Raw genomic sequence first — 24917 nt, 5'->3', positions numbered from 1 at the left:
CTTGCAGAAAATGAGGGAACACTGGATATGACAACAAGCTGGCGCCCGAAAACCCAGATGGGCCGCGAATTGGCAGAATCCCCGGATGTTGTTGCCAAACAACTCGTCCACAACAAGGCAGCAATCGACACGCTTGCAACGGAACTTCGCGCCAATCCGCCGAAATTCGTTGTCACATGCGGTCGTGGTAGTTCAGATCACGCCACCCTTTACGCGAAATACCTGATTGAAAGCCAGCTTGGCATTCCGGTTGTTTCTGCGGCCCCGTCGATTGTGTCGATCTATAACCGTACCGTTGCCAGCAAGGACGCACTTTTCATTGCGGTCTCGCAATCTGGCAAGAGCCCGGATCTTGTCAAAAACGCCCAAGCTGCGCGGGATGCCGGTGCGCGGACTGTCGCCTTGGTAAATGTTGTCGATTCCCCACTGGCCGATACGGTTGATCACGTTATTCCGCTGCTTGCCGGACCGGAAACAAGTGTTGCCGCCACCAAGTCCTATATTGCGACCCTGTCGGCGATTGCTCAGATTGTTGGCGCATGGACCCAAGACACCAGCTTTAACGACGGTCTAAGCAAACTTCCGAACCTGCTAACGTCCGCACTTGATCAAGATTGGCTCGGTGCGTCTGATACCATTGCCAAGTCTGATGGTCTGTATGTCATCGGGCGTGGCCCGGCCTTTGCCATTGCGCAGGAGGCTGCCCTGAAATTCAAGGAAACCAGTAGCTTGCACGCCGAAGCGTTCAGCGCAGCTGAGGTAAAACATGGCCCAATGGCGCTGGTTACCAAAACGTTCCCGATGCTAGTGTTTTCACAGCAGGACGCATCGCGTGACAGTGTCGAAGATTTCCTGACTGAAATGCGCGGAAAAACAGATAACCTGTTTGCAGCCGAAACCGGCTATGCCGATATCAAGGGACACCTTCCGGTGGTCGAGGATATCCACCCGCTTCTCGCCCCGATTGCCATGATCCAGACGTTCTATACCCTGGCTGAAAACGTGGCACTCGCGCGCGGCTGCAATCCCGATGCGCCGCCGCATCTTTCGAAAGTAACGGAGACCCACTGATGTCTGCATTTGCCATTACCAATGCCCGTATCTTTGACGGCACAGATTTTCTGAACGGCAAGTCGGTCATCGTGCGCGATGGCAATATCGATACGATTGTCGACGCGGCCGCCCTGCCCGCTGACCTCACCGTTATTGACGGTAACGGACAGATGCTTGCGCCCGGTCTGATTGATGTTCAGGTCAATGGTGGTGGCGGCGTGTTGCTTAACGATCAGCCCACGGTCGATGGCGTGCGCGCCATCATGCAAGCGCATCGCAAATATGGCACAACCGCCATGCTGCCAACCTTGATCACCGACCATCGAGGCAAGATGGAAATCGCCATTGCTGCGGTAACAGATGCGATTTATGCAGGTGTTCCGGGCATTGTCGGTATTCACCTTGAAGGACCGTATCTCAATCCTGAACGTAAAGGTGTTCACAGTGCAGATATCATCCGGCCGATGGAAGATGACGCGATTGAGCTTCTAACCCGGCTGCCAAACGGTCGCATTCTGGTCACAATGGCCCCGGAAAAGGCCGCCAAAGGCACCATCAAGGCCCTTGCGGACAAAGGTGTTCTGGTCTGTGCCGGGCATACGGCCGGAAATTACGCTCATATTCAAAGTGCCATTGACGAAGGCCTGCGCGGTTTCACCCACCTGTTTAACGCCATGAGCCCGATGACCCACCGGGAACCGGGTGTTGCCGGGGCGGCAATGGCCGATGACACAACCTGGTGCGGCCTGATCGCAGACGGATATCATGTTCACCCCGCCGTGCTTAAGGTTGCCATTCACGCCAAGGCCACGGGCAAGATCATGCTGGTGACCGACGCCATGCCAACCGTGGGGGCCGATGACAAACGCTTTATCCTTGGCGGTGAAGAAATCATTGCAGCTGATGGTCGCTGTGCGTTGGCCGATGGAACATTGGCCGGGTCGGACCTTGATATGATCAGTGCCGTGAAAAACTGCGTTGAAATGGTCGGGCTTGATCTGGGCGAAGCGCTGCGTATGGCGTCCCTTTATCCGGCAGAATTTTTGAAACTCGATGACAAAATGGGCCGGATTGCACCGGGATATCAGGCCGATATGATCCTGTTTGATGACGCATTCAATGTGTCGCGCAGCTGGATTAACGGCGCAGAATAATCATAACAATCAATATATTATCAGGTTTTAAGGAGGCACAAAATGAAGCCCGTTCGTATTCTGGTTATCGGTCTTGGCAATATGGGCCTGTCGCACGCAAAGGCCTATCATGCGCTTGATGGATACGAAATTGTTGGCATTTGTGCCCGGTCAAACATTCCTGCGGAAAAACTCCCCGATGGGTTTGCTGATTACCCGCAGTTTACCGATTTTTATACCGCATTGGCGCAAACCAAACCCGATGCCGTGTCGATCAACACCTATACCGAAACCCATGCTAACTTTGCCGTTGCCGCCTTTGAGGCTGGTGCGCATGTGTTTATCGAAAAGCCACTTGCCGCCACAGTGGAGGACGCTGAACGGGTTGTTGCCGCAGCCAAGAAGCATGATCGCAAACTGGTAATTGGCTATATCCTGCGCCATCACCCGTCCTGGGAAAAGTTTGTTGAAATCGCCAAAACGCTGGGCAAACCACTTGTTATGCGCATGAACCTCAATCAGCAAAGCAGCGGTGCCTTTTGGGAGACCCATAAACGCCTGCTCAACAGCGTGTCACCGATTGTCGACTGTGGGGTGCATTACCTTGATATGATGTGCCTGATGACGGCGGCCAAACCGGTGTCGGTCAATGCCATGGGCGTGCGACTTTCCGAAGACGTCGCACCAGATATGTATAACTATGGCCAACTTCAGGTCCGCTTTGATGATGGGTCCATCGGCTGGTACGAAGCCGGATGGGGCCCGATGATCAGCGAAACCGCCTTTTTTGTGAAAGACGTCATCGGACCAAAGGGCAGCGTTTCCATCACCGATGTCGAAGAAAAAGGCGCTGGTTCAGCCGATATTGATACCCACACCAAGACAAATGCACTCAAACTTCACCATGCTGCCACAAACAGTGCCGGAGAATTTACACAATTGGACGAGATCATCAAAACTGATGACGAGCCCGATCATGACGGCCTGTGTCTGCGTGAACAGCAATTTTTCCTAAAGTCTATAACGGAAAATCTTGACCTTACGCAGCATATGGAAGATGCATTGGGCTCTTTGCGGATTGCCCTTGCTGCGGACCAGTCGGTTCGGACGGGGGCACCTGTTTTACTCTGACCCCCAGGAGGAGTACCCACATGCCTTCCGTTAAACCCGGTGTTGTTACCGGTGCTGCCTATCGTGACCTTGTCGCTGCTTGTAAGCAGGACGGTTACGCCTTACCCGCTGTCAATATCACATCGTCAAGCACGATGAATGCCGCCCTTGAGGCCGCTGCAAATGCCGGTTCTGACATTATCATTCAGCTTTCGAATGGCGGTGCACAGTTCTTTGCCGGCAAGGGCATCAAGGACGCCGCGGCTGCCCGCGTTGTGGGCGCCGTTTCAGCCGCACGCCATGCACAGCTTCTGGCTGAGTATTATGGTGTTGCAGTTGTCCTGCATACCGATCACGCGAACCGCAAGTTCGTGCCATGGGTCGATGAAATGCTGAAATGGAGCGAAAAGGCCTATGCCGAAGAAGGCAAAGCGCTTTACAGCTCGCACATGCTTGATCTTTCCGAAGAACCACTCGAAGACAATCTGTCGACCTGTGAAACCTTCCTCAAGCGTATGTCCGCCATCGAAATGAGCCTGGAAATCGAACTGGGTGTCACAGGTGGCGAAGAAGACGGGATCGGCCATGAACTCGATACCTCGATCGAGGAAATTGATCCGCGTCTTTACACCCGTCCCGAAGAAGTCGAAGAAGCCTATCGTCGCCTGTCACCGCTCGGCCATTTCTCGGTCGCAGCAGCGTTCGGTAACGTGCACGGCGTTTACAAGCCGGGCAACGTCAAACTGCGCCCTGAAATCCTTCTCGAAAGCCAGAAATTCGTCGCCGAGAAGCATGGTCTTGGCGACAGCCCGTTGGACTTCGTGTTCCACGGTGGTTCGGGTTCGGAAAAAGCGAAAATTGAAGAAGCTGTCGGCTATGGTGTTTTCAAAATGAACATCGATACCGACACCCAATTCGCCTATGCCCGCCCTGTTGGCGAATATGTCGAAGCAAACGACCGTGCCTTTAAGTATCAGGTCGATCCGGAAACCGACAAACCGTATAAAAAACAATATGATCCGCGTGTCTGGATCCGCGAAGCTGAACTTTCGATGGCCGCCCGCCTCGAAGAAGCCTTCAAGGATCTTGGTGCGACCGGTCGTTCGGTGACCAAAGGCTAATCCGCCTGAAACGGTCAAAAGATTTGTGAAGCCCGCCGGACTTGTTCGGCGGGCTTTTTCATGCATCCATGTGGACCTTGGTTGCGAAAAAGATCTCTCCTGACAAATACTGACAGGAACTGTCAGGGGCATGCTTGCGTATACAGGTTGCCTCCTCTATACACTTTCGAACAATTCAGGAACAAAAGGCCCGACATGCTGACGAAAATTTCGGTTCGCGGTGCGAAAGAACACAATCTGCAGAACATTGACGTTGAACTGCCCCGTGACGCCTTAGTTGTGATTACCGGCCTGTCAGGATCGGGTAAAAGTTCACTGGCATTCGATACAATCTATGCCGAAGGCCAGCGTCGCTATGTCGAAAGCCTGTCGGCCTATGCGCGGCAGTTTCTTGAATTGATGCAAAAGCCCGATGTCGAATACATCGATGGCCTGTCGCCTGCGATTTCGATTGAGCAGAAAACAACGTCGCGCAATCCGCGCTCGACCGTTGGTACTGTCACCGAGATTTATGACTATATGCGTCTTCTCTGGGCGCGTGTTGGCATCCCCTATTCACCGGCCACCGGATTGCCGATTGTCAGTCAGACCGTATCGCAGATGGTCGACCGCGTGCTGGAGATGGAAGAAGGCACACGCCTGTATCTTCTGGCCCCCATCGTGCGTGGCCGCAAAGGTGAATATAAAAAGGAACTACGTGATTTGCGGTCGCGCGGTTTCCAGCGCGTCAAGATCGATGGTGAAATGTATGACATCGACGATGCCCCTGACCTCAACAAGAAACTCAAACACGATATTTCGGTTGTTGTTGATCGCCTGATCGTCAAGGACAGCATCGGAACGCGCCTTGCGGATAGTTTTGAAACCGCCCTTGAACTGACCGACGGCATTGTTTTGGCCGAAGATGCCAAAACCGGCGAGACCACCGTATTTTCCGCCAAGTTCGCCTGCCCGGTTTCTGGCTTTACGATTGAAGAAATTGAACCACGTCTGTTCTCGTTTAATAACCCGTTTGGCGCCTGCCCGGCCTGTGATGGTCTTGGTACCCAGATGGAATTTGATCCGATGCTGGTTGTGCCTGACGAAAGCAAAACGCTTGACGATGGCGCGGTTGCCCCGTGGGCCAGCACAACATCGAAATATTATCTGCAAACCCTGAAATCTGTCGCCAAGCATTTTGGCTTTAAAACCAACGTTGCGTGGGAAAAACTGCCCAAAACCGCACAGGACACCATCCTGTTTGGCTCTGGCGACGAAGACGTCACCGTGACCTATGACGATGGATCGCGCAGTTATAAGGTTTCACGTCCGTTTGAAGGCGTTATTCCCAACATGTCGCGTCGTTGGCGCGAAACCGACAGCCAGTGGGCCCGTGACGAACTTTCCAAATACCAGATGGTGTCAAACTGCCCAACCTGTAACGGTCAGCGCCTCAAACCCGAAGCCTTGGCCGTTAAGGTCGATGGGGCTGAAATATCGCGTATTACCGACCTTTCAATCGCCAAGGCGGCCGATTGGTTCTTGGCCCTTGAAGACAAACTCAACCCCAAGGAAACCGAAATTGCGCGTCGAATATTGCGTGAAATCAATGATCGCCTGCGTTTCCTGCGTGATGTTGGTCTGGATTATCTGTCGATGTCGCGGACATCGGGCACCCTTTCGGGCGGTGAAAGCCAGCGTATCCGACTGGCATCGCAAATTGGTTCGGGGCTGACCGGAGTTCTTTACGTCCTTGATGAGCCTTCTATTGGGTTGCATCAACGCGACAATGACCGTTTGCTTGAGACGCTTAAACGCCTGCGGGACCTTGGCAATACGGTTCTGGTCGTCGAACATGACGAAGACGCCATTCGTGCCGCGGACTATGTGGTCGACATGGGTCCGGGCGCGGGTATTCACGGCGGACGCATCGTTGCCGAAGGTACGCCTGAGCAAATTCAACAGAACCCCGACAGCCTGACGGGCAAATACCTTGTCGGAACCGAACAGATTGCCGTGCCAAAGGAACGCCGCCAAGGCAATGGCAAATCGATTGCGATCAAAGGCGCCACAGCCAACAATCTGCAAGGTGTTGATGCTGAATTCCCACTGGGCAAATTCATCTGTGTTACCGGTGTTTCAGGTGGTGGCAAATCAAGCCTTGTGATCGAAACGCTCTATAAGGCGCTGGCAAAGCGGATGCACAATGCACGCAACCATCCCGGCGCCCATGACAGCATCACCGGTGTTGAGCATATCGATAAAATCATCGATATCGACCAAAGCCCGATTGGCCGAACACCGCGATCCAACCCGGTGACCTATACTGGCGCCTTCACACCGATCCGTGAATGGTTTGCCCAACTGCCCGAAGCCAAAACGCGCGGTTACAAACCGGGACGTTTTTCGTTTAACGTCAAAGGTGGTCGCTGTGAAGCCTGTCAGGGCGATGGTGTTATTAAGATTGAAATGCACTTCCTGCCCGACGTTTATGTCGAATGTGATCAGTGCAAAGGCAAACGATATAATCGTGAAACGCTCGATATATCGTTTAAAGGCAAGTCGATATCTGACGTTCTTGATATGACCGTTGAAGAAGGTGCGGATTTCTTTAAGGCCGTACCATCGATCCGCGACAAGATGGAAACCTTAAAACAGGTTGGTCTTTCCTATATCCATCTGGGTCAACAGGCCACCACCCTGTCGGGCGGTGAAGCACAGCGTGTCAAACTGGCCAAGGAACTGTCAAAGCGTGCGACGGGTCGTACGATTTACATTCTTGATGAACCCACAACCGGGCTTCATTTCCATGATATTCGCAAGCTTCTTGAAGTGCTCCATACCATTGTCGATCAAGGCAACACAGTTGTCGTGATTGAACACAATCTTGATGTCATCAAGACGGCCGACTGGATCATTGATATTGGGCCTGAGGGTGGTGACGGTGGCGGGAAGCTTGTCGGATGCGGGACGCCCGAAGACATCATGGCCAATAAGAAAAGCTATACCGGACATTACCTTAAGCGTCATCTGGGGCTTAAATAGAACCAAAATGGGGCAGAATATCACTGCCCCGTTTTGCTGTGATCAATCTGTACGGGCAACCCTGTCTTCAACGCGCTTGACCAGTGCTGTGCTGAGCCGTTCGCTGAATCCTGACAGGAATGCAAACACCAAAACAATCGAGATTTGCTGCCCTGCGGCGGCTGAATTACCAATCTGGTCAAGATCATCAAGATTGTGCAACTGATCAAGCGGGATTGGCAGGATTCCTGCGCGCAGTGCTAGCAGAACCAGAAGCGCAAAGCAGAACCCCATGCAGGGCCGGAACAGGAAATTAAAGAACACCGAGGCCGGTTCCATCTCGTTCCATTTCACATCCTTGCCAAGCCGCATCATCATGCTGGTCAAAGCCCCAATCGCGCCAAAACTGCCAACAAAGAACAACAGGTCATAACTAAAGCCAAATATCTTGCCCGAACTGCCGCTGATCAGGGTATCGACCTGAACAAACAGCAAAACGGCGAACACAAGAAAAATCGGCGACAGCGCCAATGCGATGGCGGCAATCCGAAGGCTGCGATAAAAAGCTGCTTCGACCGGATTAGGTTGCGATTTCGGTACGGGGCGACGGCTATCCCCCTGCAGGTCATGCAAATACCCTTGCACAAACCCTTCCCGTCCCTGATTAAGGGCCAGCAACATGATCATGGCGTCAGACAGTTTTCGTTCTTCGGGAATATCGGAAACCGCGTCATTTGCCCGCCACCAACGCAGGAACGACCGCATCACCAGCGACGCGCGCCATCCCTGACGGGTGGTGATGATATATTCAATCATGGCGTCGATATCTGCTGTTGCAAACACACCATCGCCGGAACTGGCAAAGGGAAATCCGATATGATGGCCGATGACCAATGGCTTGGGGCTGGCATCAGGTGACGTGCCCTTATCTGGGACGTCAGGACAGTCGAGGTCACGACGCCAACGGCGACTGGGCACCAGACCGATGACCGGACAATGGGTCGGTTCATATCCATAGGGATGATGCGGGTAGCTCATATGTCTGCCATTTTCGCCTGTTTCGGGATAGAACGGCTCTGTCCTGAATGACGCGCCTGATGTGGCATTGTGAAAAATTCATATCCACATGCATGAAACCGGCACCACAGTTACGTAATTGACTTGAAATCTGCCCCTTTGCACAGCTATGTGTGTGCCAGGTTTTAAAACACATTCTTCGCGAGGAGTTCGCACACGTGAGTACGGTCAAACCTGTTCATATTATTGGTGCCGGTCTGGCCGGTAGTGAAGCCGCCTGGCAACTGGCCGAGACTGGCCTGCCCGTCATCCTTCATGAAATGCGCCCGGTGCGACCAACCGATGCCCACCATACCGACAAATGCGCCGAACTGGTCTGTTCGAACTCGTTTCGGTCCGATGACAAGGAATACAATGCGGTTGGCCTGATCCATGATGAAATGCGCCGTGCTGGTTCCATCATCATGCGCTGTGCCGATGAACACAAGGTTCCCGCCGGTGGTGCGCTTGCCGTTGACCGTGAGGGTTTTTCTGCTGCTGTAACAACCGCACTGGAAAATCATCCTCTGATCACGATGGAACGTGGCGAGATTGATGGCCTACCGCCCGTGGAATGGGAACACACCATCATTGCTACCGGCCCGCTGACCTCTGGCCCGCTTGCAGAAGCCATTCGGACCGAAACCGGCGAAGAAAGCCTCGCCTTCTTTGATGCGATTGCGCCGATTGTCTATAAGGAAAGTATTGATTTCGACAAGGCATGGTTCCAGTCGCGCTATGACAAGGGCGACGGTAAGGATTACATCAACTGCCCGATGAATGAGGCCGAATATAACACCTTCATCGATGCCCTGATCGAAGGTGATAAAACCGAGTTTAAAGAATGGGAAAAAGACACACCCTATTTTGATGGCTGCCTTCCGATCGAGGTTATGGCTGAACGTGGCCGCGAAACCCTGCGTCATGGCCCGATGAAGCCGGTTGGCCTGACCAACCCGCATGATCCAACCAACAAGCCACGCGCTATTGTTCAACTGCGTCAGGATAATGCCCTTGGTACGCTTTACAATATGGTCGGCTTCCAAACCAAACTGAAATACGGGGCACAGGCCGATGTCCTGCGCACCATTCCGGGGCTGGAAAAGGCTGAATTTGCCCGTCTTGGCGGCATTCATCGCAATACGTTCCTGAATTCACCACGTCTTCTGGACGGCAACCTGCGCCTTAAATCACGTCCTGATGTGCGGTTTGCCGGTCAAATCACCGGCTGCGAAGGCTACGTTGAAAGTGCGGCTGTCGGGTTGATGGTTGGTCGCTTCACCGCCGCAGAAAAAAGCGGAAAAACACTTCCCACCCCGCCGCTTGCAACCGCGATGGGTGCATTGCTCAACCACATCACAGGCGGTGCGGATGAAAGTACGTTCCAGCCCATGAATGTCAATTTCGGCCTGTTCCCTGACCTTGAACTGACCAAGCGCGTTAAGGGCCGGGATCGTAAAAAGCTTTATTCAGATCGCGCAATCCCGCTGTTTGACGCATGGTTATCGGAAATCGCCGCTGCCTGATAAAACGACAAAAGCCGCTTCATCCGAAGCGGCTTTTTGATTGGGCAGCAGCCCTTTGATCAATAGCCCTTTTTTTCCTGACGCAGGAGCTTTCCGGTAACATCGCGGATCGGCTCCCCATTGCGGAACCGCTTGAAGATCAATTCCATATTGCCTTCATCATCGAGCTTGCGTTCATAGACCTGCATCTCATACCCACCGTCATCGGTGATATAAAGTGCATGGATCGTCAGTGTGCGATCAACAATCCGCGCCCAAAAGAACGGTTCCCCCTTAAGCGGATCATTGGGAACCCGTTTACCAAACAAACCGGACCGCATGGCGCTTCCGTAGATGTCTGGTCGATCCGTGCCATAGAATTCGATGTTCAGTGAAGCGGTCTTTTCGCGACCGTCAGATTTGTGAATTACTGTGGTCCAATCGACGATAAAACCGCGGTCTGCTTTGACGATTTTGACATCAAGATCACGGGCCTGCAATTCCCCTTCGGCGTGTTCAATGGTTTCACCATGATACTCACCCAAAAACGGTTCAATGCTTGCGGCCTGCGCCGAAATTGGCAAAAAAAGCCAGCTCAGCATCAACAAACTAACAAACCACTGATATCTTTTGCCGATGTTCTTATGTGCCATTCGGGTCCTCGCCTAATAAGATCAAGCCGCCTTTGCGCCCTGTTATCAAAGCGTTTTTAACGCTAGCACGGCCAGATCAGAACTGCCTTATTCTTTTGCTTAATTTAGATGACATTTTCGCAATATCCAGCAACACCGCGAAATTAATTCAGTATCTCTTGAACATCCCGTTCAATGTCAGGCGCAAACTTGCCGGACGGGCAAGCCCGAACTCTGCAGAAAATGGATCATAACCAGCCTTTGCCAACTTGCGAAGATACCCATCGGCCAGCACAACCGGCAGTCCTACGGCCAGGGCACTTTTGGGCAATGCTTTGCGGGCAGAACGGGCATCTTTGATCCGTTGACGTGCAAGCTCAGCCAGCGCACGGACAAAGGTTTTGACCTCATCTTTTTTGCGGAACTCAAAAATATCACCTTGGGCAACGTTATGGAGTTCCATCTGATCTTTGGGCAGATACAAGCGTTTTGCACGACCGTGAAAAACAATTGCGCGCATGATACCGACAAGACCATATGCATTTCCGGCCAGCCGGGCGGCATATTCAGCATCCTCACCCTTAGCACCGAGCAAACGGGCAGCAAGCACAGAAAGATGACCAGATGTCTGATCGATATAGCAATCAAGCTCGACCTGATTTTCCGGCTGACGATCTTCAAGATCAAATTCGCGTGCTGTCACCAGTGCGCCAAAGTCCTCAACAGACAGATCACCAGATTTGACCAGCTCCGCCAGTGGTTCGATCACCTCATGCTTGCGTACTGTGCCGTCTGCCAGATCAGACAAGGCATCATGCCACCATTGCACACGAATGTGCCCCAGCATCACTTCACTGACCATTTCGCGGGTTTTCGACACTTCCTGATTAAACGCATACAGGGTGAAAAGGTCGTCACGCTTGTCGGGACTTGCGAAAAGCGCACACAAGAAACGATCGCGGTCGTGGCGCCGAACATAGTCAGCGCAATAAGGCAATTTTGGCGTATCAGTCATCGTCATTGTCTTCATCCGATCTTACGCGTTTCGCGCTGATCGTCGCTGCTGCTTGAAGGATTTTCTGGCATGGTTTCGACATACAGCGACTGCGACGGGAATGCAAATCCGGCCCCCGCTTCTTCGACAATCCGCTTGAATGCAATGATATGACGGTTGCGAATTTCACGCCACGTCACCCAATCGGTCGTGGTGGTGAAATAGTACAGATCAATATTTATCGAACTTGCCCCAAAATCAGACAAATGCACCATCTGTGCGACTGCCGTTTGTGCAACGTCTTCATCATTTTTCAGAAAATCACGCAACTGGTCAACAATGGCTTCCATCTGCTTTGCAGTGGTCCGGTACTCTAGGCCAATCGACATTTTGATACGGCGATGCGTCATGCGTGACCAGTTAATCACCGGTGAATCGACGATTTGCGCATTTGGCATGGTGACAAGTGCCTTGGCAAAGGTCCGGACCTTTGTGGCACGTAGACCGACGACTTCGATGGTGCCTTCAAAATGCGGCGTTTCGACCCAGTCACCCCGTTTGTAAAGGTTATCGGCGAAAATCGTCAGGCCACCGAAAACGTTGGCAACAGAATCCTTTGCCGCCAATGCAACAGCCATCCCCGCAAGGCCAAGACCACCGAGGAACGCCGAAACATCGATGCCCCACCCTTCGAGCAAAATGACAATCCCGATTACGGCAATCAGGGTTTTAATGCCACGGATAAAGAACTGCCTTAAATCATCACCCAACCCCGCACCGAACCGGCCAATCAGGCGATTAAACGACAGTCCAAGCGGCTCGACCGCGCGAAACATCGCCCAGAACACGCTAAAGCCTGCCGCAAGGCTGGTGGCATCAAACAACACCGTTTCGATGTTCAGGGAAAGGTCAAGCAGCTCAATGGCAAAATAAATGCCGACAATCATCACGAGAGCCTGGAGCGGCAACGCAAAAGCATCAAGTACATTCGCAACCGTGCTTTGCTTGTTCTGATGCGCCAATCGGCGCATGCCCCCCAGAATAGCGGCGGCCAAAACCCGTTTGAGGATGAAAAACACAATCAGGACAACAAGCGCACCAATCCATCTTCCGATGTCACCACCACCAATCATATCGACCCAGTTATTCAGTTGGCCAATGACTTCGGTGTTCAGGCTGTCGAGTTCTGTCGAAATTTCATCCATGACTTCTAAAGCGTTCTACTGTTAATGTTTATTGACGATAGGCCTTGCGCGCAAAAGCAGCGACCTGCACCTAGAAGGCCTTTGTATAACAATTAAAATGGCACAGGCATATGGCATCATTGACATCTGGCCGACTACACGTGATTGGCGGCGGCTTAGCCGGTTCCGCCCTTGCAACACTGATGGCAGAAGATGGTGTCGACGTTACCCTTTACGATCAGGCAGAACCATTTGAAAGCCGTTGGACGCGCGGCATGCAAACATCTCCTGAAAGCCACAAGGTTTCTGAACCGGAAATATTTTACGATCCCGAAGGGCTCGTCGCAGATTTCTTTGCCCGCTTCCCTGAAATTCCGGGAAAACTTGTCAGACCGGCACATGGTGTCCTTGGCCTGAAACGCGGTCGACGCAAACCAGCTATCGTTACCCTTGACGAGGGCCTGGCACATGCCTTGGTCAACCGGCGCAGCGGCCCACTAATGCGTGCTATCACGGCTTTTGGTCTTTGGCAAAAGCGTTACGCCAGTGAAGACAGTCGCGTTGAATTACCCAAAGGCATGGGCAATGCTGGCATAGATCCCGACGATGACCGCCCGAACCCCGGCACTTACCACCGGGACGGCTTGGCGGTTTTGGCCGAAGTTCTGTTTTCAATGCCTGCACACCGGTGTTCGAACGCCCTGCTTGGCCGGGTTATGTTGCCACGGATAAAATCCCTGCTTTCCAAAAATCATAAACCGGTTTTTTCAGCCATTGACCCGATCATCTTAAATGACATTGCGCTACCAACCCTGCGCGACCGGTTTATCTGTGCAGGTGGTAGTGTCGCGGCGTGGGCGCCACTTGGCGACATCGACAGTACATCGGAATACGCAACGGATTTGCTGTTTGGCGAAGATACTCAGATCGTTCTCAAACCTGATGATGCGGTCGTGCTTGCGCTTCATCCAAAGCAACTATGTGACACGGTTCCCGACATCGGCTTTGCCCCGGCCCCGGCCCGTCGCCAGACAATGGCATTTGAAATGCGTCGGCCATTTGCCGAACCACGCTGCCTGTTTACGTCTGACGATCTTGTTCGGGCGATTTACTGCAACCGTCGCCATATTCAGGTCAGCCTAAGCAGCAATGTTCATCTGCCATCTGATGGCACGGCGGATCAATTTGCCCACCGTATTTGGCAAAAGTGCATCTGGCTTAGTGATCAGTACTTGAACCTTGACCTTAGTGCGCGGTCGGAAAACACCAATAATCAGGGCTGTCCTAAGTTCAGTTTTGTAGACGCGGAAGCCCCGTTTCCCGAACTCACACCCGGCTTGGCGGCTCTGCGTTTTCGGCTACAGCCCCCTTGGAAGAACCTGTTTCTATGTGGGGATTCGTTTCCCGCAGAATACGCACCCGGCCCCGCCGCCGTTTTTGCCAGCGTCAAACAAGTCCGAAGCCAGTTACAGACATTTTTCGCCGTTTAAACGGCGATAATTGCCGCAGCAACCCTACGTCCTTCAGACAGAAGAACATTATAGGTCCGGCACGCAGCACCGGTATCCATTGGTTCAATGACGATGCCATGTTCTTTAAGAGCGCGGCGCCATTCCATTGGAACGCGGGTTAAGCGGTTCCCCATGCCCAGCAGAAGGATTTCAACAGTATCGGCGGCATCAATAACGCGGGCAAACGAGTCTACCGTAATGTCATCAACGGATGTCACATTCCAAGAGTAGACCGCTTCAGGAAACATCAGGATTGATCCGGCAACAGAATCTTCGCCAAAACGAAACAGACCGTCACCATAACTGGTAACCATTTTACTGCCTTCGGCGACCATCGGATTTAGTTCAGTAGCCATACGGGCCCTCTTTTCGTCGTTCGCTAAATTTTCTCTGGATTTAGGTACATATCAGCGCGGGGCAACCGGTTGCGCCGTAACTTTTCCGCGCCACAGAATGAACAATCCCGATAGAACGACGATACCACATCCGATCATCATCATCATGTCGGGTTCTTCCCCAAACAGGGTCATCCCCAAAGCAATACCAAACAAAAGCCGCGTATATCTAAACGGCGTAACTGCGGACACATCGCCGCTGCGCATTGCCTTCATTAAGGCGCTATAGGCAAATGCCCCCATGAGCACCGCGCCCAGGAAGAAGAAAACACTTTTCCCATCAAACCAGGTGAACGCTTTCCCATCCCAAATCGAAAACAACACACCGGCCAGAATGATGGCAACGAATCCATAAAACCCTAAAAGCGATGTGCTGAGTGATACTGGCGCAGCACGGCTTGCCAGATCCCGTCCGGCAAAACCGATTGTTCCAATCACCGCCAGTAACGACAAAGCCGAAAAGCTGTCGGTGGTCGGACGCAGAATAATTAAAACACCGATCAAACCAATCAGGATTGCGCCCCATCTCCGCCAGCCAACCTTTTCGCCAAACAGAATAGCTGCACCAAGAACTACGATAATAGGTGTCGCCTGAAGAATGGCCGTGGTCGAGGAAAGCGGGGTCAGTGCCAATGCGAGCACGTAAAACAACCGGCCAATAACTTCAAACACGACCCGTATCCCCATGGCGCGGGACAGAACATCAGGGTTCAGCAGACTTTTCTTCTGGATCCGCGCGATAACCGCAAACAGAAGCGTTCCGCCAAGACCAAAGACAATAAGAACCTGCCCAACCGGATGCGTTTCCGAGACCGCTTTAACAAACGCATCTTCAAAGGAAAACGCCACCATGGCCGCCATCATCCAAAGGCTACCGATCAAATTGGCGCGATGAACGTTGCGCGCATCTGCGTGGGGCGTCATGTGCAGCAGCCTGTTTTTGAAGGATTTTTACCGAGCTTTAGAAGACACTCGTTAGGAACGGACCAAAAGGAAGGCCGGGTTTGTTGTCGCACAAACCCGGCCTTTCTGTAAACGTCTATCGATCAACTGTGGTTGATCAGGCGTTGGCTTCCTGCCCTTCTTCGCCTTCTGGAATTTTACGCTTAAGGCGCAAAACAACCAGCAATGGCGACGCGACGCAAATCGATGAATATGTGCCGACAACGATGCCAAAGATCAGCGCCATGGTGAAGCCACGTATCGCTTCCCCGCCAAATGCAAACAACGCAATCAAGGCCAGCAATGTGGTAAATGACGTCATTGTCGTACGCGACAGGGTCGAATTGATCGACAGATCCAAAAGATCCGTGAGTTCCATTTTGCGGAACTTGCGCAGATATTCACGAATGCGGTCAAACACAACAACCGTATCGTTAATCGAATACCCGGCGACCGTTAGAATGGCGGCCAAGGTCGCAAGGTCAAACTGAACACCGGTAATGACAAAGAAGCCAATGGTGATCAGAACGTCGTGCAAAAGTGCGACGACGGATGCCACTGCAAACTGCCATTCGAAACGGAACCAGATATAGACCATGATCAGCAAAAGAGAGATCACGACCGAATAAATCCCGGCTTCCTTAAGCTCGTCACCGACCTTCGGGCCGACAAGTTCGCTTCGGCGAATGGTGACACTGTCGCCAAGGGCGTCAGTCACCTGGGCCAAGGCGGTCATCTGGGCTTTTTCGTCCCCATCCTGACGCTGCAACTGAATCAGGACGTCATCGGGTTCGCCGAATTCCTGAATAGACACATCACCAAGACCAAGACTGCCAAGATTATCACGCAATGCGCCGATATTTGCCGGGCCGTCCGTTTTGATTTCCACAAGAATACCGCCGCGGAAATCAATGCCGAAGTTAAGCCCCTTGGTGAAGAACAGGCCAACAGAGACCAGCACCATCACCAAGGACACGATGTAAAAGATCTTCCGGAATTTGAGGAACGGGACGTTCACGTCATCCGGGATAAGATGCAAAGGTTTCATATCTTCCCTGTTCCCTTCCTCAAAGTACCAACTCGTTCGGACGACGACGCTTGATCCAGACTGCAATCAGCAGTCGAGTCAGCCAAATCGCCGAGAACATGGATGTGATGATGCCAATTGCCAGCGTCACGGCAAAGCCCTTGATCGGGCCAGAGCCAAAGCTAAACAACACCAATGCCGCAATCAGCGTGGTGATATTGGCATCCAAAATGGTCGACATCGCGCTGCGATACCCGGCATCAATCGCATTAATGATCGTCCGCCCGTTACGCCGTTCTTCACGGATACGCTCAAAAATCAGCACATTGGCGTCAACCGCCATACCAACCGTCAAGACGATCCCGGCAATCCCGGGCAACGTCAACGTCGCCTGAAGCACAGACATCACCGCCAGCACAAGGATCAGGTTCATCATAAGCGCGATATCGGCATAAATACCAAACCGGCCATAGCTGATGACCATAAACGCGATAACAAACACCAGACCGAGAACTGCAGCGATTTCACCTGCCTCAACAGAGTCCTGACCAAGCCCCGGACCAACCGAGCGTTCTTCAAGGATTTGCATCGGTGCAGGCAGTGCACCAGCGCGCAGCAGCAGTGCCAGATCATTTGCTTCCTGCACACTGAACTGGCCGGTAATGATGCCGCTGCCACCAAGGATCGGTTCATTGATCCGCGGGGCTGAAATCACTTCACCATCAAGCACAATCGCAAGGCTGCGTCCGGCACTTTTGCTGGTGACGTCACCAAACCGTGCGCCGCCTGCCGCATCAAAGCGGAACGAAACCACTGGGCGGCCGTCGCTAAAGGTTGGTTGGGAATCAACAAGGTTGTCCCCCGACACAACAATACGGCGATCAATCAGATATTCCCGAATGCCTGCGGCCTTGTCCCCTTCGTCCGCAGACGGAAGGATCATGGTCCCGGGCGGTAAGCCGCTGGACCGCGCATCAGCAGCCGTTTTCTGGCCATTGACCAGATGGAAGTTCATCTTTGCCGTACGACCAAGAATCGCACGCAAACGCGATGGGTCATCAAGGCCCGGAACCTGCACCACGATGCGGTTTGTACCCTGACGCTGAATGGACGGCTCGGTTGTGCCAAGTTCGTCGACACGACGGCGTACCACCTCAACCGATTGGCTAAGCGCCCGATCGATCAATTCCTTCATCGCAACTTCGTTATAGGAAACAATGATATTGTTCTCCTCGCCGCTCATGACGGTATTGGGTTCGATATTACGCACCAGCTCGCGGGCCTTCTCGGCATCCTCGGCTTTGAGAACGGTAACTTCCGCACCCTGCAAAGTCGCTTCACGCGGACGGTTACGGATCTGTGCCTGACGCAATTCTGATCGAATAGAATCTGCCAATGCATCATAGCGTTCACGCACAACGCTGTCGGTATCAACCTCCAGCAACATGTGCGACCCGCCGCGCAGATCGAGGCCAAGATTGACCTGTTTGCTCGGCAGAAGGCTCGATTCTGTCGGAAGAACGTCCTTAGGCAAGAAGTTCGGTGCGGCGTAAACCACACCCAAAGCACACACCAAAAGAACCAGTGCTGCTTTCCATTTTGTAAAATAAAGCATGTGTTCTTTGACCGGATTTGTCTGGATCAACCTTGGTCTGGTTCCAAGGTCCTTGGAACAACGGGTATTTTGTACCACTCAGGCCACCGGTAAAATGCAAGAAGGCGGAGCCAGATGCTCCGCCTTGCTTTGCTCGAAGAGATTAGTCTTTTTTGGTCTCTTCTTCGTCTTTTTCTTCTTTTTCTTCTTTGGCGTCGCCCTTGGCCGGTTCAGTTTTTGACAAAACCGTTGAAACCATGCCGCGTGCGACTTTGACTTTTACACCATCGGCAATCTCAACCGACAGCTCGTCGTCACCAATAACTTTTGCAACGGAGCCAATAAGACCACCTGCGGTAACGATTTTATCGCCACGGCGGATCGCCCCAAGCATTGCTTTATGTTCTTTCTGCTTTTTCTGCTGCGGACGAATAAGCAGGAAATAGAAAACAACAAAAATAAGGATCAGCGGTGCAAATTGCATAAGTGCGCCAGCACCATCAGAACCACCTGCGGTCTGCGCAAAAGCAGTCGAAATAAACATTAGTAACTCCTAATCCCTCAGGACAAAATATATCAACTGCCGGAATATAACGGTGTCAAACGTCAAAGCAAGGAAGAACCGGATTTTTCCGGGTTAAATCACCATTTATGTGGTCTTGTTCACCAGCTTTCTCGCCTTTCTGGCGTCAACATCCTATTCCTTTACGCCACGGGTATGCTAGCTTTCGCGCCATAAACCACCGTCACCAAGAACAAGAAACATCCAAGAGGCCTCAATGACCACAGATTTTGACAAATTATTGCCGACCCTCGAACGAATTGCGTCCGCACTTGAACGCATGGCCCCACCTGCACGCACGCAAAATGACTTAAGTGCCGCAGATGCCTTCGTCTGGCAGGCCGAAAACAGCTATCTTCAGCCGGTTCGCAACGTCAACCGCATTGATATCGATCTATTGCAAGGCATCGGCCAACAAAAAGAGATTCTTTATAATAACACCAAACGCTTTACCGATGGCCTGCCCGCCAACAACGCTCTTTTATGGGGCGCACGTGGAACCGGTAAAAGCTCCATCGTCAAAGCCATGCATGCAAAGATCAACGCTGAAACACCTGCTGCACTGGCACTGGTGGAAATTCACCGCGAAGACATCCCCAGCCTGCCCGACTTGCTGCATATCCTTCAGGAAAGCGGCCGAAAAACCGTGCTGTTCTGCGACGATCTGTCGTTTGACTTGCATGATGAAAGCTATAAATCGCTCAAGGCCGTACTTGAAGGCGGTGTTGAAGGGCGGCCAAAGAACGTCATCTTTTACGCGACATCAAACCGTCGCCATTTAATGGCCCGCGACATGATCGAAAATGAACGATCAACCGCAATCAACCCGTCAGAAGCCGTCGAAGAAAAGGTCTCCCTGTCCGACCGGTTTGGTCTGTGGCTTGGCTTCCACAATATTTCCCAGGATATCTATTTCGAAATCATCGAAGGATACGCCAAGGAATTCAACCTCGACATTACCACCGAAGAACTCCATGCCCGCGCAAAGGAATGGACCGTCACGCGCGGCAGCCGGTCGGGTCGTGTCGCATGGCAGTTCATTCAGGAAATTGCAGGCGAACTTGGAAAATCAATCGACTGATTTCAAACACTTATCAAATCATCATACAAAAACACCCGGTTTCGCACCGGGTGTTTTTTATCGTGATACCATAACGCTTGGTAGAAACTTCATCGGGTCCGATGATTCCCGTCCTCGCCGTATTTCAAAGTGTAATTGCGGGAAGGTCACAGCCCCGGTTGACCCGACACTTGAAATGTGTTGGCCACGGGTCACAACATCACCACGTGCCACCATGGGGTTTTCCGTATGGGCATAGGCCGTCACATAGTTATCGGCGTGCTTGATCAGGATCAGGTTACCAAACCCGCGCAACTCATTACCTACATAGGTCACAACACCGTTTTCCGCTGCTGTAATTGGTGTCCCGCGGTTGGCTTGAATATTGATGCCGTCGTTAAACAAGCCGCCATTGCCCGCACCGTATTTCAAAACAACCTTGCCCTGAACCGGCCAGATGAAGCCTTTTCGGCCTGTTGGTTCGGCCAGAACAACATCTTTGCGAACATTACTGCCCTGCCCGGCTTCGGGAGTCGACTGGCGATCTGATTGCCAACTGCGCGTTGTGGCGAATTCCTGCTCGGCGGCTGCGGCATAGTCCCGTGGCTTGATGCCGGGTGTGGGAATACTTCCACCCCCTGTTGGCGCAACACGTGCAACAACGGTTTCTGGCCGTGAAGGCGTACTTGAAGGCGGCGTACTTTTGGTCGGAACATTAACCACCTGTCGCTTACCACCAATGGTTACCGTTTTGGTTGGCGCACTGGGTGTGGACGACGCAACAGCGGTCGGCGGCATGCTGTTATAGTCCGATTGCCACGGCGGCAACACCAAGCGCTGCCCCGGGTAGATCACATAGGGCTCACGCAAATCATTGCGCGATGTAAACCGACGAAAGTCTGTGCTGTAACGTGCCGCGATCTGCGAAACCGTGTCACCGGGTTCAACGGTAACGACGCGTTCGCCGTTTTTGAGTTTCGGCATGCTATACGGGCTATAGCTTGCGCCATCGCCATACACGACCGGCACAGGAACAGAGTTCAGCAAACAGCCGCTCAGGGCCGCAGTTGTCATACAGACAAGCAGCAGACTTTTCCCACGTTGGACAGCCTGTGTGACACAATTTTCCATCATGGGGCCTAGTGTCCATGATCAGCGGTTAACAATCAGTAAGCACCGACCGCATTTGGAAAATTTTACTGTAAATTCGGGGTGCGTTTTGACAGAAAGCCTAGAATTCTTCCGTACCAGGCAACATCGGCACAAAACGGACTGGCATCAGTTCAGTAACCTCAACACCGCTTGGCGTCCTTAACACACGCAACAGCAACTGCGTATGCGATACCTCGCCAACCGGAACAACCATAATCCCGCCAACCGCAAGCTGATCAACCAGAACCGGCGGCACATCCTGCGCTGCTGCGGTCACAATGATCCGGTCAAACGGCGCTTGTGCTTTCCAGCCCAGCCCGCCATCGCCATGCAAAGTCGAAATCGTATGCAGGCCAAGCTCACGGAATTTTTCCTCCGCCTCGCGCAAAAGCGGCTTGTGCCGTTCAAGAGTGTAAACCCGGCGTGCAAGTTTGGCCAAAATCGCCGCCTGATACCCAGACCCTGTACCGACCTCAAGAACCTTCATCCGATCATTAAGCTCAAGTGCCTGCGTCATGAGTGCGACGATATAGGGCTGGGAAATGGTTTGCCCCTTACTGATGGGCAAGGCGACATTTTCCCACGCACGCTCAACAAAGGGGTCCGCAACAAATGTCTCGCGCGGGACATCGGCCAATGCCTGCAAGACAGTCTCGTCATGAATGCCATCATGACGAAGCGCCTCTAGCAGATTGGCTATTTCTGTTTCACGGGTAATGACCGGCTCGTTCACGGAAATGCTTTCGTCAATTTTTCGTGCGTTTCGTAGTGGGTAAAATCAAGACTGATCGGTGTTACCGAGATATCGCCTTGTTCGATCACCCGCAAGTCTGCATTTGGATCTTCGGGAAGTTCCGACAGGATTGCGCCAATCCAGTAATAAGGCTCCCCGCGCGGATCATGGCGTTCGGCAATGTGATCGCCGATTTTACGCTGCCCCTGCTTGGAAATCCGCACACGCGCGCCACCGTCCGCCTCGTGCTCGGGGAAGTTCACATTGATCAAAACACCCTTTGGCCAGGTTGTCTTCACCAATGTTTTTGTCACGTCATAAAGGTATTTTTCGGCAATTGTCCAATTGATCATGTCACCGGAAAAATACTGTGAAAACGCAATTGCTGGCACATTAAGAAGCGTTGCCTCCATCGCAGCAGCAACCGTCCCGGAATAGGTCACATCCTCGCCAAGGTTTCCACCCCGGTTAATGCCCGACAGAATAATGTCCGGCGGTGTATCGCGCATGATCTGCTGCAGCCCCAAAAGGATGCAGTCCGTTGGGGTGCCATCAACCGCGTAGTGGCGTTCATCACGCTTATGAATGCGAAGCGGGCGGCGCAGGGTCAATGAATGCCCTGCACCACTTTGTTCCGTCGACGGTGCAATAACCCACACATCATCGGAAAATTCACGCGCCAAGCGTTCAAGCAGCTTGATCCCCGGCGCGTCAATGCCGTCATCATTGCTGATCAGGATACGTGCGTTCGATAGATCAATCATACCGTGATGCCTTAACCGCGCGGTGAGATAACCTCAAGTCCGCCCATATAGGGTTTCAGCGCATCCGGAACACGGATGGAGCCATCTGCCTGCTGATAGTTTTCCATGACCGCGATCAGGCAGCGGCCAACAGCAAGTCCCGACCCGTTCAGGGTATGAACGAAATTGGTCTTTTTGTCGCCAGCCGCGCGATACCGCGCATTCATGCGACGGGCCTGGAAATCACGGGTGTTAGAACAAGACGAAATCTCACGGTATTTACCCTGGCCTGGCAACCAGACTTCAATGTCATAGGTCTTGCAGGCCGAGAACCCGATATCACCCGTGCACAGGATAACCGTACGATACGGCAGACCAAGACGTTCAAGAACCGTCTCGGCACAACGTGTTTTACGGGTAAGTTCCTCGTCGGACTTTTCCGCCTCAACCACCGACACCATTTCCACTTTGGAAAACTGGTGTTGCCGGATCATGCCACGGGTATCGCGCCCGGCCGAACCGGCTTCTGACCGGAAACACTGCGTCAATGCGGTAAAGCGCAACGGAAGCTTTGCCTGCTCAATGATGTCGCCAGCAACCTGATTGGTCAGGGTGACCTCGGACGTCGGGATCAGCCAGTAATCATTGGTGGTCTTAAACGAATCCTCGGCAAACTTCGGCAATTGCCCTGTGCCAAACATGGCATCATCACGCACTAGCATCGGGGTGATGGTTTCTTCATATCCATGTTCGGTGGTGTGCAGGTCAATCATGAACTGCGACAGCGCACGTTCAAGCTTGGCCAACCCGCCGCGCAGGATGACAAATCGCGAACCCGACAGCTTGGCTGCGGTTTCAAAGTCCATCATGCCAAGCTTTTCGCCGATTTCGAAATGTTCGATTGGCGTGAAATCGAACGTCGCAGGTTCCCCCCAACGGTTGACCTCGACATTATCGTCCTCGTCGTCACCGACTGGCACTTCAGGGTCAAGAATGTTAGCAAACGATGACAGCAGAAGATCAAGCTGCTCGTTCAGGCTGGCCTGACCGTCTTCCGCATCCTTGATCTTGTCCTTGAGCGTGCCCATTTCGGCCATCAACTCGTCAGCATCTTCGCCATTTTTACGAAGCTTGCCGATTTCACCGGAAATCGTTTTGCGGCGTGCCAGCATTTCCTGATGTTCTGTCATCAGTTTGCGACGCTCAACGTCGATATCCATCAGACGTTTCGCAGTAATTTCCTGCTTGCGCACGGCCATCGCCGCGTCGAAAGCCTCGGGGTTGTCCCGAATCCATTTAATGTCGTGCATCGAACAGCACCCTGTCAGTCAATTATTTGTGGCTTTATACGATGGGGTGGACACAAGGTCCACCCCATCAAATCAGACGTTTGAAGGCCGATGATTTCAATTAACGTGCGTTATTGAAATCGTCTTCCCCGTCATCATCGCGAGACGGTCCCGACAAGCGCGGAGAACCATCTTCAGAAGAAGATGAACGGGTCAGAGATGTCTGGCCATCATCATAGGATGCACCTGCCGCAGCCGCCCCTTGTTGATCAACCGTATCATCGGTTTTGGCAACAGAACTACCGCCAGAAGGATCATCTTCCGGATCATCACCATCTTCTTCGTCTTCTGCCTCGGCTTCCGCAGCACGCTTGGCGCGCTTGCGTTCAGACATCCGGGCCATGATGATGGAAATCTCATAGAGAATAATGATTGGAATCCCCAACCCAACCTGCGAAATCAGGTCGGGTGGCGTCAAAACGGCGGCAAAAACAAAGGCAATAACAACAGCATATCGGCGTTTCTTCGCCAAGCTATCGGCCGTCACGATCCCTGCGCGTGCCATCAGCGTAAGCAAAACCGGCAACTGGAAACAAAGACCAAACGCAAAGATAAGCTTCATTACCAAAGACAGATATTCATCGACTTTGGCTTCAAGCTGAATTGCTAGGTTGGATGCGTCACCGACCTGCTCAAAACTCAGGAAAAACTTCCACGCCAGCGGCATGATGAAGTAATAAACCAAAGCCCCGCCTGCCAAAAACAGAACAGGTGTTGCAAACAGGAACGGCATGAAGGCCGATCGTTCGTTTTTATACAGACCCGGAGCAACAAATGCCCAAAACTGCGACAAAAATACCGGGGTTGAAACGAAACAAGCAGCAAAGAACGATACTTTGACATAGGTGAAGAATACTTCGGTCAAAGCCGTATAGATCATGCGCCGATCCGGCCCCATGATTTCTGCCAGCGGTCGCACGAGGAAACCATAGATATCCTCGACGAAATAATAGCAGAGCCCAAAGGTCAGAAACAGCGCCAAGACAGCCCATGTCAGGCGATTTCTTAGCTCTATCAGATGCTCCATAATCGGCATCTGCTCGTCATGCGATTGCATG

Annotated in this window: 21 protein-coding genes and 1 pseudogene; 8 read left to right on the top strand and 14 right to left on the bottom strand. The window is 52.5% G+C overall.

The window, feature by feature from the left end; genetic code table 11:
• Positions 1–27 precede the first annotated feature (27 nt).
• The 5 genes from AMM48_RS01725 (at position 28) to uvrA (ending at position 7441) form a co-directional block, all read left to right on the top strand.
• A complete protein-coding gene (locus tag AMM48_RS01725; RefSeq protein WP_102782963.1) occupies positions 28–1071 on the top strand; it encodes an SIS domain-containing protein in 1044 nt (347 codons plus the stop codon).
• The gene (nagA, locus tag AMM48_RS01720) at positions 1071–2207 is read left to right on the top strand and encodes an N-acetylglucosamine-6-phosphate deacetylase (RefSeq protein ID WP_102782688.1); all 1137 of its coding nucleotides are present in this window, start codon (positions 1071–1073) and stop codon (positions 2205–2207) included. The genes AMM48_RS01725 and nagA overlap by 1 nt, the downstream gene beginning before the upstream one ends.
• Before the next feature lie 42 nt (positions 2208–2249).
• Complete coding sequence (locus AMM48_RS01715; RefSeq protein WP_102782687.1) at positions 2250–3317, top strand: Gfo/Idh/MocA family oxidoreductase; 1068 nt, start codon at positions 2250–2252, stop codon at positions 3315–3317.
• A 20-nt stretch (positions 3318–3337) separates the two neighbouring features.
• Positions 3338–4417 (top strand): class II fructose-bisphosphate aldolase, encoded by a 1080-nt coding sequence (fbaA, locus tag AMM48_RS01710; RefSeq protein ID WP_101300396.1) that lies wholly within the window; start codon positions 3338–3340, stop codon positions 4415–4417.
• A gap of 195 nt (positions 4418–4612) precedes the next feature.
• Entirely contained in the window at positions 4613–7441 is a 2829-nt protein-coding gene (uvrA, locus tag AMM48_RS01705; protein WP_102782686.1) for an excinuclease ABC subunit UvrA, read from the top strand.
• 42 nt (positions 7442–7483) lie between these two features.
• Here uvrA and AMM48_RS01700 read toward each other — a convergent pair whose 3' ends face one another.
• Positions 7484–8458: a hypothetical protein gene (locus AMM48_RS01700; protein WP_102782685.1), complete on the bottom strand. Its 975-nt coding sequence runs from the start codon at positions 8456–8458 to the stop codon at positions 7484–7486.
• A 197-nt stretch (positions 8459–8655) separates the two neighbouring features.
• Between AMM48_RS01700 and trmFO the strand changes: the two genes are divergently transcribed.
• The gene (gene trmFO / locus AMM48_RS01695; protein WP_102782684.1) at positions 8656–10002 is read left to right on the top strand and encodes a methylenetetrahydrofolate--tRNA-(uracil(54)-C(5))-methyltransferase (FADH(2)-oxidizing) TrmFO; all 1347 of its coding nucleotides are present in this window, start codon (positions 8656–8658) and stop codon (positions 10000–10002) included.
• 59 nt (positions 10003–10061) lie between these two features.
• Here the strand turns inward: trmFO and AMM48_RS01690 are convergent, their stop codons facing one another.
• The 3 genes from AMM48_RS01690 to AMM48_RS01680 form a co-directional block, all read right to left on the bottom strand.
• A complete protein-coding gene (locus AMM48_RS01690) occupies positions 10062–10634 on the bottom strand; it encodes a hypothetical protein (RefSeq protein ID WP_102782683.1) in 573 nt (190 codons plus the stop codon).
• Between the two features lie 148 nt (positions 10635–10782).
• On the bottom strand, positions 10783–11634 hold the full coding sequence (locus AMM48_RS01685) for a phytoene/squalene synthase family protein (protein ID WP_244271087.1): 852 nt from the start codon (positions 11632–11634) through the stop codon (positions 10783–10785).
• A 5-nt stretch (positions 11635–11639) separates the two neighbouring features.
• Positions 11640–12812, bottom strand: a complete 1173-nt coding sequence (locus AMM48_RS01680) for a mechanosensitive ion channel family protein (RefSeq protein WP_102782682.1) — start codon at positions 12810–12812, stop codon at positions 11640–11642.
• A gap of 110 nt (positions 12813–12922) precedes the next feature.
• Here AMM48_RS01680 and AMM48_RS01675 point away from each other — a divergent pair, with 110 nt between their 5' ends.
• A complete protein-coding gene (locus tag AMM48_RS01675) occupies positions 12923–14281 on the top strand; it encodes an FAD/NAD(P)-binding protein (protein WP_102782681.1) in 1359 nt (452 codons plus the stop codon).
• On the opposite strand, the gene AMM48_RS01670 is transcribed toward AMM48_RS01675, so the two are convergent.
• From AMM48_RS01670 to yajC, 5 genes are all read right to left on the bottom strand, one after another.
• Positions 14278–14658: an Mth938-like domain-containing protein gene (locus tag AMM48_RS01670; RefSeq protein WP_102782680.1), complete on the bottom strand. Its 381-nt coding sequence runs from the start codon at positions 14656–14658 to the stop codon at positions 14278–14280. The two genes, AMM48_RS01675 and AMM48_RS01670, sit on opposite strands and share 4 nt — an antisense overlap.
• Before the next feature lie 51 nt (positions 14659–14709).
• Positions 14710–15621 carry a DMT family transporter gene (locus AMM48_RS01665; protein WP_244271086.1) on the bottom strand — a complete coding sequence of 304 codons (912 nt, stop codon included), beginning with the start codon at positions 15619–15621 and terminating at the stop codon, positions 14710–14712.
• A 136-nt stretch (positions 15622–15757) separates the two neighbouring features.
• The gene (secF, locus tag AMM48_RS01660; RefSeq protein ID WP_102782679.1) at positions 15758–16687 is read right to left on the bottom strand and encodes a protein translocase subunit SecF; all 930 of its coding nucleotides are present in this window, start codon (positions 16685–16687) and stop codon (positions 15758–15760) included.
• A 19-nt stretch (positions 16688–16706) separates the two neighbouring features.
• A complete protein-coding gene (gene secD, locus AMM48_RS01655) occupies positions 16707–18281 on the bottom strand; it encodes a protein translocase subunit SecD (protein ID WP_102782960.1) in 1575 nt (524 codons plus the stop codon).
• Between the two features lie 142 nt (positions 18282–18423).
• A complete protein-coding gene (gene yajC / locus AMM48_RS01650; RefSeq protein ID WP_022730774.1) occupies positions 18424–18804 on the bottom strand; it encodes a preprotein translocase subunit YajC in 381 nt (126 codons plus the stop codon).
• 235 nt (positions 18805–19039) lie between these two features.
• Here yajC and AMM48_RS01645 point away from each other — a divergent pair, with 235 nt between their 5' ends.
• The gene (locus tag AMM48_RS01645; RefSeq protein ID WP_102782678.1) at positions 19040–19903 is read left to right on the top strand and encodes an ATP-binding protein; all 864 of its coding nucleotides are present in this window, start codon (positions 19040–19042) and stop codon (positions 19901–19903) included.
• 57 nt (positions 19904–19960) lie between these two features.
• Here the strand turns inward: AMM48_RS01645 and AMM48_RS01640 are convergent, their stop codons facing one another.
• The 5 genes and pseudogenes from AMM48_RS01640 to tatC form a co-directional block, all read right to left on the bottom strand.
• Positions 19961–21016 (bottom strand): M23 family metallopeptidase, encoded by a 1056-nt coding sequence (locus tag AMM48_RS01640; protein ID WP_244271085.1) that lies wholly within the window; start codon positions 21014–21016, stop codon positions 19961–19963.
• Positions 21017–21113: 97 nt separating this feature from the next.
• Positions 21114–21767, bottom strand: a complete 654-nt coding sequence (locus AMM48_RS01635) for a protein-L-isoaspartate(D-aspartate) O-methyltransferase (RefSeq protein WP_022730771.1) — start codon at positions 21765–21767, stop codon at positions 21114–21116.
• Positions 21764–22531, bottom strand: a complete 768-nt coding sequence (surE, locus tag AMM48_RS01630) for a 5'/3'-nucleotidase SurE (RefSeq protein ID WP_102782677.1) — start codon at positions 22529–22531, stop codon at positions 21764–21766. The genes AMM48_RS01635 and surE overlap by 4 nt, the downstream gene beginning before the upstream one ends.
• A gap of 11 nt (positions 22532–22542) precedes the next feature.
• On the bottom strand, positions 22543–23820 hold the full coding sequence (serS, locus tag AMM48_RS01625) for a serine--tRNA ligase (RefSeq protein WP_101300375.1): 1278 nt from the start codon (positions 23818–23820) through the stop codon (positions 22543–22545).
• 331 nt (positions 23821–24151) lie between these two features.
• A pseudogene (gene tatC / locus AMM48_RS01620) lies at positions 24152–24916 on the bottom strand (twin-arginine translocase subunit TatC); the annotation flags it as partial.
• Between the last annotated feature and the right edge of the window lies 1 nt (position 24917).

The sequence above is a fragment of the Thalassospira sp. GB04J01 genome (genome assembly GCF_000751115.1).
GTDB classification, from domain to species: domain Bacteria; phylum Pseudomonadota; class Alphaproteobacteria; order Rhodospirillales; family Thalassospiraceae; genus Thalassospira; species Thalassospira lucentensis.
The sequence above is the reverse complement of the archived record's forward strand: the minus strand, read 5'-3'. Positions and strand labels throughout refer to the sequence as shown.

Bases quoted from the DNA above. Each gene is read 5' to 3' on its own strand.
- AMM48_RS01640 (WP_244271085.1), bottom strand. From the start codon at position 21,016: ATGATGGAAAATTGTGTCACACAGGCTGTCCAACGTGGGAAAAGTCTG.
- secD (WP_102782960.1), bottom strand. From the start codon at position 18,281: ATGCTTTATTTTACAAAATGGAAAGCAGCACTGGTTCTTTTGGTGTGT.
- fbaA (WP_101300396.1), top strand. From the start codon at position 3,338: ATGCCTTCCGTTAAACCCGGTGTTGTTACCGGTGCTGCCTATCGTGAC.
- serS (WP_101300375.1), bottom strand. From the start codon at position 23,820: ATGCACGACATTAAATGGATTCGGGACAACCCCGAGGCTTTCGACGCG.
- surE (WP_102782677.1), bottom strand. From the start codon at position 22,531: ATGATTGATCTATCGAACGCACGTATCCTGATCAGCAATGATGACGGC.
- AMM48_RS01690 (WP_102782683.1), bottom strand. From the start codon at position 10,634: ATGGCACATAAGAACATCGGCAAAAGATATCAGTGGTTTGTTAGTTTG.
- AMM48_RS01665 (WP_244271086.1), bottom strand. From the start codon at position 15,621: ATGACGCCCCACGCAGATGCGCGCAACGTTCATCGCGCCAATTTGATC.
- yajC (WP_022730774.1), bottom strand. From the start codon at position 18,804: ATGTTTATTTCGACTGCTTTTGCGCAGACCGCAGGTGGTTCTGATGGT.
- AMM48_RS01715 (WP_102782687.1), top strand. From the start codon at position 2,250: ATGAAGCCCGTTCGTATTCTGGTTATCGGTCTTGGCAATATGGGCCTG.
- AMM48_RS01645 (WP_102782678.1), top strand. From the start codon at position 19,040: ATGACCACAGATTTTGACAAATTATTGCCGACCCTCGAACGAATTGCG.
- secF (WP_102782679.1), bottom strand. From the start codon at position 16,687: ATGAAACCTTTGCATCTTATCCCGGATGACGTGAACGTCCCGTTCCTC.
- AMM48_RS01680 (WP_102782682.1), bottom strand. From the start codon at position 12,812: ATGGATGAAATTTCGACAGAACTCGACAGCCTGAACACCGAAGTCATT.
- AMM48_RS01670 (WP_102782680.1), bottom strand. From the start codon at position 14,658: ATGGCTACTGAACTAAATCCGATGGTCGCCGAAGGCAGTAAAATGGTT.
- AMM48_RS01725 (WP_102782963.1), top strand. From the start codon at position 28: ATGACAACAAGCTGGCGCCCGAAAACCCAGATGGGCCGCGAATTGGCA.
- AMM48_RS01675 (WP_102782681.1), top strand. From the start codon at position 12,923: ATGGCATCATTGACATCTGGCCGACTACACGTGATTGGCGGCGGCTTA.
- AMM48_RS01700 (WP_102782685.1), bottom strand. From the start codon at position 8,458: ATGAGCTACCCGCATCATCCCTATGGATATGAACCGACCCATTGTCCG.
- nagA (WP_102782688.1), top strand. From the start codon at position 1,071: ATGTCTGCATTTGCCATTACCAATGCCCGTATCTTTGACGGCACAGAT.
- uvrA (WP_102782686.1), top strand. From the start codon at position 4,613: ATGCTGACGAAAATTTCGGTTCGCGGTGCGAAAGAACACAATCTGCAG.
- AMM48_RS01685 (WP_244271087.1), bottom strand. From the start codon at position 11,634: ATGACGATGACTGATACGCCAAAATTGCCTTATTGCGCTGACTATGTT.